This is a genomic window from Streptomyces sp. CA-181903, assembly GCF_050937075.1.
Classification (GTDB): domain Bacteria; phylum Actinomycetota; class Actinomycetes; order Streptomycetales; family Streptomycetaceae; genus Streptomyces.
Genome location: NZ_JBNJLY010000001.1, coordinates 5,456,850 through 5,469,344, shown reverse-complemented (window position 1 = coordinate 5,469,344; position 12,495 = coordinate 5,456,850). Strand labels below are relative to the sequence as shown.

13 protein-coding genes and 1 pseudogene are annotated in these 12,495 nt (G+C 71.3%); 2 read left to right on the top strand and 12 right to left on the bottom strand.

Annotation, left to right across the window (positions count from 1 at the left end; genetic code table 11):
* Positions 1–220: 220 nt before the first annotated feature.
* Positions 221–823, top strand: coding sequence for a M23 family metallopeptidase (locus tag ACQEVS_RS24545; protein WP_433027874.1), 603 nt, complete (start codon positions 221–223; stop codon positions 821–823).
* Between the two features lie 114 nt (positions 824–937).
* Here ACQEVS_RS24545 and ACQEVS_RS24540 read toward each other — a convergent pair whose 3' ends face one another.
* The 4 genes from ACQEVS_RS24540 to ACQEVS_RS24525 all read right to left on the bottom strand — a co-directional run bounded on the left by ACQEVS_RS24540 (position 938) and on the right by ACQEVS_RS24525 (position 4,664).
* Positions 938–1,492 carry a TetR/AcrR family transcriptional regulator gene (locus ACQEVS_RS24540; protein ID WP_433027871.1) on the bottom strand — a complete coding sequence of 185 codons (555 nt, stop codon included), beginning with the start codon at positions 1,490–1,492 and terminating at the stop codon, positions 938–940.
* A 118-nt stretch (positions 1,493–1,610) separates the two neighbouring features.
* Entirely contained in the window at positions 1,611–2,450 is an 840-nt protein-coding gene (whiG, locus tag ACQEVS_RS24535; RefSeq protein WP_433023637.1) for an RNA polymerase sigma factor WhiG, read from the bottom strand.
* 301 nt (positions 2,451–2,751) lie between these two features.
* Positions 2,752–3,966, bottom strand: a complete 1,215-nt coding sequence (dprA, locus tag ACQEVS_RS24530; RefSeq protein WP_433023636.1) for a DNA-processing protein DprA — start codon at positions 3,964–3,966, stop codon at positions 2,752–2,754.
* Positions 3,963–4,664 carry an ATP-binding protein gene (locus ACQEVS_RS24525; protein ID WP_433023635.1) on the bottom strand — a complete coding sequence of 234 codons (702 nt, stop codon included), beginning with the start codon at positions 4,662–4,664 and terminating at the stop codon, positions 3,963–3,965. The genes dprA and ACQEVS_RS24525 overlap by 4 nt, the downstream gene beginning before the upstream one ends.
* A gap of 67 nt (positions 4,665–4,731) precedes the next feature.
* On the opposite strand from ACQEVS_RS24525, the gene ACQEVS_RS24520 reads away from it, so the two are divergent.
* Positions 4,732–4,863: a hypothetical protein gene (locus ACQEVS_RS24520; protein WP_433023634.1), complete on the top strand. Its 132-nt coding sequence runs from the start codon at positions 4,732–4,734 to the stop codon at positions 4,861–4,863.
* A 54-nt stretch (positions 4,864–4,917) separates the two neighbouring features.
* Here ACQEVS_RS24520 and ACQEVS_RS24515 read toward each other — a convergent pair whose 3' ends face one another.
* The 8 genes and pseudogenes from ACQEVS_RS24515 to lepB form a co-directional block, all read right to left on the bottom strand.
* The gene (locus ACQEVS_RS24515; RefSeq protein ID WP_433023633.1) at positions 4,918–5,487 is read right to left on the bottom strand and encodes a DUF6262 family protein; all 570 of its coding nucleotides are present in this window, start codon (positions 5,485–5,487) and stop codon (positions 4,918–4,920) included.
* The gene (locus tag ACQEVS_RS24510) at positions 5,484–8,048 is read right to left on the bottom strand and encodes a tyrosine-type recombinase/integrase (protein WP_433023632.1); all 2,565 of its coding nucleotides are present in this window, start codon (positions 8,046–8,048) and stop codon (positions 5,484–5,486) included. Before ACQEVS_RS24510 ends, ACQEVS_RS24515 begins: the two co-directional genes overlap by 4 nt.
* 20 nt (positions 8,049–8,068) lie before the next feature.
* Positions 8,069–8,857: a tyrosine-type recombinase/integrase gene (locus ACQEVS_RS24505; RefSeq protein ID WP_433023631.1), complete on the bottom strand. Its 789-nt coding sequence runs from the start codon at positions 8,855–8,857 to the stop codon at positions 8,069–8,071.
* Positions 8,858–9,390: 533 nt separating this feature from the next.
* A pseudogene (locus ACQEVS_RS24500) lies at positions 9,391–10,374 on the bottom strand (ATP-binding protein); the annotation flags it as partial.
* Complete coding sequence (locus tag ACQEVS_RS24495; RefSeq protein WP_433023630.1) at positions 10,374–10,733, bottom strand: YraN family protein; 360 nt, start codon at positions 10,731–10,733, stop codon at positions 10,374–10,376. The gene ACQEVS_RS24495 and the pseudogene ACQEVS_RS24500, both read right to left, overlap by 1 nt.
* Before the next feature lie 93 nt (positions 10,734–10,826).
* Positions 10,827–11,135, bottom strand: a complete 309-nt coding sequence (locus tag ACQEVS_RS24490) for a DUF2469 domain-containing protein (protein WP_004944840.1) — start codon at positions 11,133–11,135, stop codon at positions 10,827–10,829.
* A gap of 39 nt (positions 11,136–11,174) precedes the next feature.
* The gene (locus ACQEVS_RS24485; protein WP_433023629.1) at positions 11,175–11,684 is read right to left on the bottom strand and encodes an NUDIX hydrolase; all 510 of its coding nucleotides are present in this window, start codon (positions 11,682–11,684) and stop codon (positions 11,175–11,177) included.
* A complete protein-coding gene (lepB, locus tag ACQEVS_RS24480) occupies positions 11,677–12,489 on the bottom strand; it encodes a signal peptidase I (RefSeq protein WP_433027868.1) in 813 nt (270 codons plus the stop codon). The genes ACQEVS_RS24485 and lepB overlap by 8 nt, the downstream gene beginning before the upstream one ends.
* Positions 12,490–12,495: the final 6 nt, after the last annotated feature.

Genomic DNA, 12,495 nt, shown 5'->3' with positions numbered 1-12,495 from the left:
TTCACGGACCGAGGGACGCGGCCACCGCGCTGCCCGGTAAGGGTCTGACGCGACGGTGGCGGGGCGTGCGAAGTCGACCCGGTGACCCGGATCGCCAAGAGAAGTGTACGGGACCGGGGAAGGGGCGGGTGACGGGCTTGTCCACAACCGGCGAGTAGTCCACAGGCACGGGTCAAGATCCCCTGGAATCGCGGGGGTCCGCCACGGTGGGCGCATGACCATGCGAAGGATCTTGCAGCTTCTTCTGGCGGCGGCGGTGGCCGCGGTCACGCTCGTCTGCGCGCTGCCGGCGGCGGCCGGCGACGGGGCCCCGGCCCCGTCGGCCACCCGGGCCTGGCCGGTGGGCACCCGGCCGGCGGTCCTGCGCGGCTGGGATCCCCCCGCCGTGCCCTGGGCCCGCGGCCACCGGGGCGTCGACCTGGCCGCCGCTCCCGGCGACCCGGTCCGGGCGGCGGCCGGCGGCGTCGTCTCCTTCGTGGGGACGGTCGCGGGGCGGGGCGTGGTGGCCGTGGAGGTTGCGGGGACCGGTGATCCGCCGTTGCGGACGACGTACGAGCCGGTGGTGGCGGCCGGGGTGCGGCAGGGGGATCGGGTGGAGGCGGGGGTGGTGCTGGGTGAGCTGGGGCCCGGGCGGTGGCATTGCGCCGCGGGCTGTCTGCACTGGGGGTTGTTGCGGGGGCGGGAGTATCTGGATCCGTTGGGGTTGCTGCCGGGGTGGATGCTGCGGCGGGGGCCGTCGAGGTTGTTGCCCCTGTCCCGCCCCTTCGCCGTTTCCTGGGGCTACGCCCCAGACCCCTTTGTCCCCAAACGCCGGACGGGCTGATGTCAGCCCGTCCGGCGTTTGAGGACAGCGCCCGCAGGGCGCTTCGGGGGTGCGGGGGCTCACCCCCGCAAGAAACGGTGAAAGGGCGGGACCGGGGCACCCCCACCCGGGGCCTCAGCCCCGAACCCCCCGCAACGCCATCCCCACCGCGACAGCGGTGACCCGCTCAGGCTCCTCCACACCAAGCTCGATCCGCCGAACAGCAGCGTCCACGACCCCCTGCAACATCATCGCGACGAGCCGCGGCTCCTCATGCCCCAGAGCCACCAGCGCCTCGCCCACCATCGAGATCAACCCGCCATGCGCAGCCCGAATCTTCTCCCGCGCGGCAGCGTCCAGCTCCCCAGCGGAGATCGCGACGACAGCACGGTGCCGCCGGTCCCCGACCAGCGCCAGCTGCCGCCGCACATACGCCTCGATCTTCGCCTCGGGCGTATCCGCCATCGCCATGGCGGACTCGACCTCGGCCGCCCAGACGGGGAAGTCGACGGCGCACAGCTCCTCGACGACGGCCGCCCGGGAGCGGAAATACTCGTAGACGGAGGACCGGGCGAGTCCGGTGCGCTCGGCGAGGGCGGGGAAGGTGAGCGCTTCCGTACCGCCCTCGGACAACAGGGAGCGGGCGGCGTCCAGCAGGGCGTCGCGCTGCATCGTCCGGTGCTCGGCCACTGAGGCCGCTCGAATCCTGGGCACGGTTCCACTTTACGGACCCGGGAGGAAAGAGACGAGGTCGGAGCAGCGGTTCGACACCGCGTCCGGCCCGGTCCCGGCCGGCTCCGGCCCGCCCTCAGCGGCCCACATCCGCGAGCTTGGCCCGCAGCTGGAGCACCGACTTGGTGTGGATCTGGCTGACCCGGCTCTCGGTGACGCCGAGCACCTGGCCGATCTCGGCGAGGGTGAGTCCCTCGTAGTAGTAGAGGGTGACCACCGTCTTCTCCCGTTCCGGGAGGGTGTTGACGGCCCGGGCGAGCAGCCGGCGCAGTTCGTGGTCCTCGGCGACCTCGACGGGGTCGTCGGCCGCCGTGTCCTCCAGGGTGTCCATCAGGCTGAGCCGGTCGCCGCCCTCGCCCCCGACGTGCAGCAGCTCCTCCAGGGCGACGACGTTCGCCAGGGACAACTGGCTGAAGACGGTGTGCAGTTCGTCGATCTGGATGCCCATCTCGGCCGCCACCTCCGCCTCGGAGGGCGTCCGGTGGAGGGTGGCCTCCAGGGTGGCGTAGGCGCGCTCCACGGCCCGCGCCTTCTGCCGCACGGACCGGGGGATCCAGTCCAGGGCCCGCAGTTCGTCGATCATCGCGCCCCGGATGCGGGTGATCGCGTAGGTCTCGAACTTGATGGAGCGGGCGGGGTCGAACTTCTCGATCGCGTCGATCAGTCCGAAGATCCCGGACGAGACGAAGTCCGCCTGCTCCACGTTGGACGGCAGCCCGACGCTGACCCGCCCCGCCACGTACTTCACCAGCGGCGAGTAGTGGAGGATCAACTGCTCCCGCAGCCTTTCGTCACCCGTGGCCTTGTACGAGCGCCACAGCTCGTCGAGGGTCGAGGGTGCGGGCGGGCGGGAGGCGCCGCGCGCCGCGGGCGGCGCCGCCGCCGCGCGGTCCGATCCGGAGGGTTGCTGGGGCATTCGTCGTCTTGAGCCGTTCTGCTGTGACGTGGATCAGGTGCGACAGGATCCATCCGCATGGCCGGAATCCCGTGAGCGTAGCGTGACCGGCGCGCTGCGGGGAGCGACCGTGTCCCTCGGGCCCGCTCGGCGGTCCGCACGGCCGCCGGCCGAGAGCACAGCCACCGGCCGTGCTCTCGGCCGGCGGCCGTGCCCCGGGACCGTGCGGGGCCCGGCGGGGACGCGGCCCGGCGCCGGGGCCGCCGGGTTCACCGCGGTCTTGGCGGTCATGTCCTTAACCCTTTCACCCGATCGCCCCAGGTCAAGAACCGCCTCGCCGCATGGAGGGGCGCCGTCCGAGGGGCTTGGAGGGGACGGATGTTGACGCCCGCGCGACCGGGCGCCAGTGGTCGCCCCGGCGTGCGACGAAGCCCAGGCCGTGCAGTTCGTAGAGCCTGCCGAGCGTGGTGTCCCTGCTCAGCCCGGCGTTGAGGGCGATCCGGGCGGCGTCGCCGCCGACGCCGGGGACGGCTTCCAGGACGGCGGCCGTCTCGGGGGCGAGGAGGTCGCGGGGAACGGCGGGGCCCCGGCGTTCGGGCGCCAGCTCCCCCATGGCGCCCACCAGTTCGGCGACCTCGTCCGCGTCGGTCACCAGTGTGGCGCCCTCGCGCAGCAGTTCGTGCACGCCGGCCGAGAGACCGGAGGTGACCGGGCCGGGGACGCCCATCGTGTGCCGGCCCAACGCCCGGGCGCGCCGCGCCGTGACGAGCGAGCCACTGCGGTACTCGGCCTCCACGACGACCGTGCCGCGGGTGAGGGCGGCGATGACCCGGTTCCGGAGGACGAATCGGCCGCGGGTGGGGTGGCCGCCCGGCGGCAGTTCGGCGAGGACGAGGCCCTGTTCCGCTATGCGGCCGAGCAGTTGGGCGTGGCCGCGCGGGTAGGGCACGTCGACTCCGCAGGCCAGGACGGCCGCGGTCGCCCCGCCGGCCGCGAGCGCCCCGCGGTGGGCCGCGCCGTCGACCCCGTAGGCCGCACCGGAGACGACCACCCAGCCGCGCTCGGCGAGCCCGGCGCCGAGGACGGCGGCCACGTGCGAGCCGTAGTCGCTGCACGCCCGGGCGCCCACCACGGCCACGGACCGCAGCGCCCACAGCCGGAGGTCGGCAGGGCCCCGCACCCAGAGGCCGAGCGGCCGGGCGTCCCCGAGGTCGTCGAGCTGCGTCGGCCACTCGGGTTCGCCGGGACAGACGAACCGCCCGCCGAGCCGGGCCACGGCGGCGAGGTCGCCGGCCGGGTCGAGAGCGGCGGCCCGGGCCCGGCAGCCGGCCAGCCGCTCGCTTCGGGCCCCCTTGGGCGGCGGCCCGTCCCCGACGAGCCCGCGCACGAGCGCGGCGGCGCCCAACTCCCGTAACCAGCGCCCCACGACCTCGTCCCCGGGCTCCGTAAGCCGCGTCAGCGCGACCCGGGCCAGCCGTTCCCCGTCGTTCTCCCCGGTGCCATCCGGCGCCCCGTCCGCGGCCCACTCCCCCGTCATGGCATCCCCCCGGCCTCGATCCCGGCCCCGACGGCCGCCACACCCCGCCGGACGCCGGTGCGCAGCTCCAGCGCCTGGCGGACGTCGTCCGCCGACGGCCGGGCGTGGCCCGCCAGATCGGCGACGGTCCAGGCGACCCTGAGCACCCGGTCCAGCCCGCGCGCGGTGAGCAGGCCGCGTTCCATGTCCCGTTCGGCCTCCCGCAGGGCTTCCGGCTCGACGAGCCAGCGGGTGCGCAGTTCATGCCCCGGGACCTCGCTGTTGGTGCGCCAGGGCGTGCCGGCGTACCGCGCGGTGGCCCGTTCGCGGGCGGCCCGCACGCGGGCGCCGACCGTCTCGGAGTTCTCGGCGCCCGGGCCGAGCCCCACCAGCTCCGCGCGGGCCACCGGTTCGACGGTCACCCGGAGGTCGACCCGGTCGAGCAACGGCCCGGAGAGGCGGGCCAGATAGCGCCGTACGGTCCTGGGCGAGCAGTCGCAGCCGTCCCCGCTGAGCCCGTGCCGGCCGCACGGACAGGGGTTGGCGGCCAGGGCCAGCAAAAACCGGGCCGGCAGCCGCATCACCCCGCCCGAGCGGGCCACGACCACATGCCCCGACTCCAGCGGCTGCCGCAGGGCGTCCAGGACACGAGGGGAGCATTCGGGCGCCTCGTCCTGTTTACCGACCGCTGAACTGACCAGGTGGGCTGTGAGCTGCACAGATGCGTCGCGTAAGTGTCCGTGACGTGGCGGGCTCGTCGGCGAGGGCGGTCTCGATCGTGTCAGCGTGGAAGCAGAGTGCGGCGCTGAACGCCTCGCTAGCGGGATCGAGGCTGAAGTGGGTGGCAAGGGTTTCCTCGACATTCTCGTCGCACTCGTCGAGGAACCGTTCGACTTCTCGCAGCAGGCGGGCGAGTGACTGAGGCGGCCTGGTCGCGGTCGAGGTGGATCGGCTCGGAGGAGAGGGTATCGGTCATGGCTGGTCCCGTTCGAGGAGTTGGGCTTCGAGGTCGGCGATGCGTTTGTCGGAGAAGCGCAGGTTCGACCGGGCGCCTTCGAGGCGTTCCTGCAGGCTGCGGTGCTCCCGCATGAGCTGCTGAACGCGGCGCTTGAGCGTGATGTTCTCGGAGGCCAGCGCCTGGACGGACTCTCCCGGAACCATCTGGTCGAAGTCTCGGAGCTTGCCCATCAGCTCGCCGATCTGCTGCCGCTGGGCAAAGACCTCTTTCTGCGTGCGGCCGAGTTCGGCTTCCGCGTTCAGCGCGCGTTCGCGCCAGGACGCCTCGATCTGCTCGTGCTCGGCCTGGGCCACTCTGATCTGGCGAGTGCGGCCGTCGTCGACCGCGTTGTTCACGAGTTTCCGGGCGTCGGTGTTCTCATAGAGGAACGTGACGGACACTCCTGCCCGCTGGGCGACGGCCCGGACCGTCAGCCGACCGCGCTCCCGGCGAAGCTGCCCGATGGCCTTCTCGACCTGCTTAAGCTTCTGCGTTGTCTGACGGCGGCGGGCCTCGATCGCCGCCGTCGTGGCGTGCGGCTTCATGCAGCCTCTTCCGATTCCGCGTCGAGTTCCGCGAGCTCACGAGCCCGGAACGCTGTGCTCCAAACGCGACCGAAGTAGTCCTGCGGGCGGCGAAGGTCGAGCGCGAGCGCCTCTTCAAGGAGCCCGAAGCTCTCCAGGGCCTTCTCCAGGCCAGCGATGGCCCGGGCCGTGGGCTCGAAGAGCTCGTGCAGATAGTCGGCTGTCTTGCTGTCGGGGGCACCTTCGGCCACCATCCGCCACTGCTCGCGCTTGCGGTGCCAGTAGACGAGGTCCGCTCCAGACATCACGAACTCCTGGCAGTTGTGGCAGTTCATGCCCCATGGGCATGCGTCGCCGCTGACGACCGGCTGGAAGGTGCAGAAGCCGCCCTCGGCGGGCGTTGATCTGCGGGCGAGGTCGATGGCCAGGGCCTCTGCCTCCGCGCGGCTCAGGGGCTCGCCACCGGCCAGGAGGATTCCGGGTTCGGCTGCTCCGGGGCCGCCGACCCAGACTGCTTCGAGGGCGGCGTTGAGCCTCGGGTCGGTGTTGGCGATGTGGACGTAGTGCTCTGCCATCGCCTCGGAGATCTGGCCGAGGTAGCGCTTGACGTGAGTAAGGTTCGCTCCGGCCTTGAGCAGATTGGTCGCCAGGGTGTGGCGGGCCTGATGAGGGACTGCCTTCCCGAGATCCAACCCTTTGACCCAGGCGCTGAACAGGGTCGAGAACCACCCATAGGAGACGCCCTTGAGGCCCCGTCGGTTCGTGGGACGGCGGGGGAAGAGCGCCAGTTGCAGCCGTTCGTCGGCGGAGGGGAGACGGCCGGTTCGCTGGACGAAGCGGTCAATGGTCTTGCTCTGTCGCTCCTGCAATCGCCGGAAGCAACGTTCGGAGATGCGGATGCCTTCGTCGAAGTTCCCGACCTTCGTCTGGTCATGCCAGAACATGGGGATCTTGCCGTGCCGGGCGATGCACTCCAGGCGGACTTCCAGGACCTCGCTGCAGCGTCGGCCGGTGACGGCGAGGGTTTCCCAGATGTCCCTCAGCCCGTGGTCCTCGCTGTCCATGGCCTCCAGGTCGTCGAGGTTCTGCGGATCGGCCAGGGCCTTGGCGACGTCGTCGGAGAACGGCTTGCGCCGGCCAACCTTCTTCTGGGAGCGCGGCAAGATGACGACGAAGGCGCGGTCGAGGCCGATCTGCATCGCTGCCCCGGTCTCCAACGCGTCGCGAAGCAACCGACGTGCTCCGTTGAGGTTGTCGCAGACGATGCCGTCGGTCATGAAGCTGGTGCCGTCGCGTCCTTGCCTGCGAAGTCCGAGCGACGACAGTTTGTGCTTGGCGCGGTGCCGCTGGTCGGCGATGAAGTCGACCATGTGGTTCTCGGTGAGGAGGGTGGGGTCGTGGCCGCCGCCTGGAGCCTGGGCCTCCAGGAAGGCGGACAACTCGATGCAGCCACGACGCCGGCTATCGAATGGGTTGCGGGAGCGGGGCGGCTTGGTAGTGAGTTCAGCGGCCAGGTTGTCCCAGAGCAGGTCACGGAACCACCGCTGGGAGATTCCGGTGAGGTCGATGTGGCTTTCGGTGTGGGGGAAGCGGACGCCGAAATGGTCGGTTTCGATGAAGCCAGCGTCCTTGGTGTCCTGGCGGCTGAAGTAGATCAACCGAAGATGCTTGAGCATGGCCTTGATGAGCTGTCGGGCTTGGTGCGGACAAGCGTCCAGGTCAAGATCGACCAGGGAGCTCACGTCCTGTTCCCGGCAGCAGTCGGCGGCGGCCTGGAGCCAGAGCAGCGGCCAGTTGGCGCCTTCCTCGGCGGTCTGGGCGTGCTGGACTGCCACCCATTGGAGCTCCGCCTTGGCCAAAGGCCGGAGGCCCAACAGCGACAGCCTGCCGTTGATCCGGCGAGTGGGTGTCTTGGGCTCTGAGCACCAGATGCGGAAGCGTTCCTCGTCGGTGTAGAGGAGTTTGGGTTGCCCGCCCTTCGCCAGGGTTCGGGACCAGTTCGTCGGCATCCGAGCATTGCCGGGGCGACCCTCGCGCCGGTACTGACGCTCGTGTCGGTAGCACAGACGGAGGGCAGATCCCGCGCGTTCGGGACATCCGGTGATCTGGCAGTCGCCGAACGCGGGGTAGGCCGTGGCTCGGGCAAGCCACGTATCGAACTCAAGCGGATGACCCTTGCGTCTTTCGTAGTCCCGGCGTCGCGCGTCCCACTGACGCTCGTGGAGGTAGCAGAGCTGGGTCTTGCTGAACGCCGGGACGTCTGGGCAGACGAGGCAGTCTGGGATGACATGCCAGGAGGCGGATTCCAACGGCTGGGCGACGCGCAGGAACTCGGTCACGTTGCCGCCCTTGGCCTTCACCTCGGACCACTGGCGCTTGTGGACCTGGCAGTACTCCCGGGAGTTGTCCGCGGCCCGCTGACAGGCTGCGACCTGGCAGATCCAGCCGTAGGTGGGATGGTCGCCGGGGACGACGATGACGTCTTCCCGGAAGAGCGGGTCAAAGGTGGGTGCCGCGATCAGGGCGTGTAGCAGCTCCAAGCGATCGGAAGTGGTCCGCGAGCCCGAGGTGCCGCTCGTCATGGTGAGGAGGTGGAGGGACCTCATTCCTCCTCACCCCAGACGGTCTTCAGCGCGGTGGTGAACGCAGGTGAATGCAGGTCGGGGTGGCCGTAGACCTCGTCAACCATCTGCATCGAGGCCCAGTTCCCCGCCGCCTTGGCCACCAAAGCGTCCCCGTCGGAGGCATCCATGACGTCGTTGGTGAACTGATGGCGAAACGCCTGGGGCCGAATCCGCCCGGGCAGCTGTGCCCGTCGGCCGGCCCGCCGGAGCACGCCGCGGGCGGCATCCGCCGTCCACGGCTCCCCCTGCCTCGGTCCGGTCAGCTGGATCAAGAGCATGCCGTGCCCCGTGGCGTACTTCGCGTACTCCGTCGTCATGTACTGGAAGTAGCTGCTGATCATGGCCGGGCTGACCCGGTAGATCTCCCCGCCGGTGATCACTCCGTCGACCATCTTCCAGTCTGGCTTGATCTTCGCCGCGGCCCTGTTCGGGTTGCCCCATCGGTGGCAGACGTGCAGGTGGGGGCTCTGGCACTCGTTGCAGGCCGCGTTGTCCCGCAGATGCAGGTCGACCAGATGCAGCCCGGTCAGGCCGCCGATGCGCAAGCTGGTGTCCGCCAGCCACTGCACGACCATGGCGTCGCGAGCGGTGTTCACCACGTCCCGCAGTCCGGGCTTGGCCTGCTTCGGCAGCATCTTCGGATGCCGTCGGCGGACTGTCGTCGCGGGCGCCAGGGGGTTGATCGGCATCGTCTTCTTGACGTGCCCCAGCAGGGCGCGGCCCTTGTCCGCCTTGGTCGGCAGTCGCTCCGCCGAGAGCGCTGCCACCAGCTCGGGATTCGATCCACTCCGCGAGCATGTGTGCAGGTAGAAACCCTTCAAGCACGCGGCCGTCACCTGCAGTGCTGACGTCCCGTACGGACGTTTCGGCGGCGTCCGCCACGGTTGCCCATAGGGCATCGGGATCTTAGCGCCCACCGCCCCCATGTAGCGCTGCACGTCCAGGACCGTGATGGTGTCGCTGGTCAACCCTTCCCGGATGCGCCAACGAAGGTGATCTACCAAGGCATACGCGTACGTCTTTTGAGTTCCTGAACCCTCGTACAGCCGCAGGTAGCGATCTGCCTCCTCGTCGACCGAGCAGTCCGGCCAGACGATCGCGTACGACACCCCGCCGCCCGCTCGCCGCAGCGTTTGGACACGAAAGTCATCAAGCACCACTCGGCTTCGCGCCACCCCGGCCTCCCCGAACGTAGTCCGCTACGTGCTGTACGCAGCGAAGACAGTCGGTTAACGAGAACGGCATGGGGCGAAGAAGCGCCCAAACGAGCGACACGGTCGGTCTCAGCGTGGTTGGAAAAGTCCAGAAAGAGAATTCCGTGGTGAACCAAGGACACCGCGCCCGGCCGGGGCATTCCCGAGCCCCCGCCGACCAGCGAGGCCATCGAAGCCGAGTGGTGCGGGGCGCAGTAGGGCGGCCGGTCGATCAGCGGCTGGCCGGCCGGGAGCGTGCCCGCCACCGAGTGGACCGCCGTGACCTCCAGCGACTCCTCCGGAGTGAGCGGCGGCAGCAGGCCGGGCAGCCGCTCGGCGAGCATGGTCTTGCCGGCGCCCGGCGGGCCCAGCAGGAACAGGTGGTGCCGCCCGGCGGCGGACACCTCCAGCGCCCGGCGCGCCCGCTGCTGGCCCGCGACCTCCGCGAGGTCGGGCGCGTGCCCGTCGTGCCCACCGGAAGCCGCGCCCATGCCCTGGCCCGCGCCGGGCACCGCCAGCCCGGCGAGCAGCGGGTCGGGGCGGCCGTCCCGTCCGGGGTCCTCCTCCTCGGGCACGGGCTCGTCGGTGAGGACGGCCACCAACTGGCGGAGGCTGCGCACTCCGAGCACCGCGACGCCGGGCACCAGCGCCGCCTCGGCGGCCGTGCGCTCGGGGACGACGACCTGCCGGTACCCGGCGTCCGCCGCCGCGAGGACGGCCGGCAGCACGCCCCGCACCGGGCGGACGCGGCCGTCGAGGCCCAGTTCCCCGATCATCACCAGGTCGGCGATCCGCCGCGGGTCGATGCGCTCTGCCGCGCCCAGCACCGCGCAGGCGACGGCCAGGTCGAAGCCGCTGCCGCCCTTGGGGACGGACGCGGGGCTCAGACCCACCGTCAACTTCCGCTGCGGCCACTCGCCACCCGAGTTGGAGATGGCGGCGCGGACCCGGTCCCGGCTCTCGGAGAGGCTCTTGTCGGGCAGCCCGACGAGGGTGAAGGCGGCGACGCCGGGTTCGAGGTCGGCCTGGACCTCGACCACCACCCCTTCCACCCCGACCAGGGCGACCGAGCACGTACGGGCGAAGCCCATCACGCCACCCCCCGGACGTGCTGCACCTCGGGGGCGCCCCGCTCGGGGAGCACCACGCCGACCAGGTCGATACGGACCCCACCCGGGGGCGGGCCGCCGTAGCGCTCCAGCCAGCGCTCCGCGAGCCGGCGCAGCCGCTCGGCCTTGACGGCCGTGAGGGCCGCCATCGGATGCTGGTAGGGGCCCGCCCTGCGGGTCTTCACCTCGCACACGACCAGCGCGTCGCGATCGTGCGCGACCACGTCGATCTCGCCCTCGCGGCAGCGCCAGTTGCGGGCCAGCACCGTCATCCCGGCCTCCGTCAGCCGGCGTACCGCCAGGTCCTCCCCGTAGCGCCCGAGCGCCCGTCGCGCGTCCATCCGCACCACCTCCCGGGACCGACGGTGCGGCCTCCGGGCGGTGGTGGGGGATCTTGGTCGAAAGCTGTGGACAACCCGCCGGTTGTGGACAACTCAGCCACTCGGAAGGTCGAGGTCGCTCTTGTTGAGCTCCTCGATGTTGACGTCCTTGAACGTCAGGACCCGCACCTGTTTGACGAAGCGGGCGGGCCGGTACATGTCCCAGACCCACGCGTCCGCCATCGAGACCTCGAAGAAGACCTCGCCCTGGACGGAGTGGACCTGCATCTCGTAGTCGTTGGTCAGGTAGAAGCGCCGCTCGGTCTCGATCACGTATTTGAACAGACCGACGACGTCGCGGTACTCCCGGTAGAGCTTCAGCTCCATCTCGGTCTCGTACTTCTCGAGGTCCTCGGCGCTCATGGCATGTTCCCCTTCAGCCGTGCGTCCCCCCATTGTGCGTCAGGCGCGTTCCGTCTCCAGGCGCACCGGCACCTGCGGGGGACCGTCTCGGAGCAGCGTGCTCAGCAGCTCGGCGAGCCTGGTCGGATACACCGTCTCATGGGTGGCGAGGAGTTCACCGCAGGTCCACCAGCGGAGTCCGGTCACACTGCGGCGTTCCAGCTCGGTCCCGCCGCCGGTCCAGGCGGCGTTCTGCCGGGTGCGGGCCAGGTAGTAGCGCTCCTCCTGGTCCCACCGGCGGCCGTCGAAGGGGAACGAGCAGGTGCGCCGCCACAGCGGCGGGCCGAGCTCGATCTCCGTGATCCCGGTCTCCTCGGCGAGCTCGCGGCGGGCCGCCGCCTCCCAGTCCTCGTCGCCCTCCAGCCCGCCGCCCGGGGTGAACCACCAGGTCCGCCCGGGGTCGGCGGGCTCGAAGCCGTGCAGCAGCAGGATCCGGTCCCGGGCGTCGAGCAGGACGACGCGGGCCGCCCGCCGCCGGGCTCCCGCCGTCCGTGCCGCCGCGTCAGCCATGAGGAGCCACCGCCTGTCCCGTTCCGCCGGAAGCCGACCCACCGGATGCCGAACCGCCGGATGCCGGCCCGCCCGCAGCCGTCCGCCGCGTCAGCAGCCGGGCGAGCGGCCCGTACGCCGCCCCTCCCAGGATGAGCGCCGCGCCCGCCACGACGGCGATGGCCAGCAGCCGCACCGGGCCGGGCCGCGACGTCCCGCCGGGCAGGGCGTCGAACGCGGCGGGGCGGGACAGCACGCCCAGGTCACCGGCCGGCCAGAGGACCGCGTCCACCCGCGCGTTCACCGCGTCGCGCGGGATCGCGCCCTGGTCCTTGCCCAGGTGGGAGCGGGAGTCGACGGAGTCGGCGCGGTGGTCGCCGAGCAGGAACAGCTCGCCCTTGGGCACAGTGGCGGAGAAGTTGCCGGAGGCCGGGCCGAGACTGCCGGAAGCGGCGCCGCCACCGTGCAGATACGGTTCCTCGACGGGAGTCCCGTTGATCGTCATCCGCCCCCGCCGGTCGCAGCAGGCGACGGTGTCACCGCCGACCCCGACCACGCGTTTGACCATGGCCATGTCGCCCCACACCTTGTCGTGGAAGACGACGACGTCCCCACGACGGACGTCGTCGCCATCGATCCGCTGGGCGAGGACGCGGGCGCCGCGCGCGATGGTCGGCGCCATGGAGTCGGTGGGGACGGTGTACGGCTTGTAGACGAGGGCCGCCCACGCGAAGCCGCCGAGGAAGAGGACGGCGCCGAGGGCCACGGCGATCCCGGACACCAGCCTGCCGGCACGTCCCGGACCACCGCGTTCCGCTCCGCCCATCGCGTC

Coding starts and splice junctions, on each gene's coding strand:
- whiG (WP_433023637.1), bottom strand. CDS start 2,450: ATGCCCCAGCAACCCTCCGGATCGGACCGCGCGGCGGCGGCGCCGCCC.
- ACQEVS_RS24490 (WP_004944840.1), bottom strand. CDS start 11,135: ATGAGCGCCGAGGACCTCGAGAAGTACGAGACCGAGATGGAGCTGAAG.
- ACQEVS_RS24485 (WP_433023629.1), bottom strand. CDS start 11,684: ATGGCTGACGCGGCGGCACGGACGGCGGGAGCCCGGCGGCGGGCGGCC.
- ACQEVS_RS24510 (WP_433023632.1), bottom strand. CDS start 8,048: ATGACGAGCGGCACCTCGGGCTCGCGGACCACTTCCGATCGCTTGGAG.
- lepB (WP_433027868.1), bottom strand. CDS start 12,489: ATGGGCGGAGCGGAACGCGGTGGTCCGGGACGTGCCGGCAGGCTGGTG.
- ACQEVS_RS24515 (WP_433023633.1), bottom strand. CDS start 5,487: ATGAAGCCGCACGCCACGACGGCGGCGATCGAGGCCCGCCGCCGTCAG.
- ACQEVS_RS24545 (WP_433027874.1), top strand. CDS start 221: ATGCGAAGGATCTTGCAGCTTCTTCTGGCGGCGGCGGTGGCCGCGGTC.
- dprA (WP_433023636.1), bottom strand. CDS start 3,966: ATGACGGGGGAGTGGGCCGCGGACGGGGCGCCGGATGGCACCGGGGAG.
- ACQEVS_RS24495 (WP_433023630.1), bottom strand. CDS start 10,733: ATGGACGCGCGACGGGCGCTCGGGCGCTACGGGGAGGACCTGGCGGTA.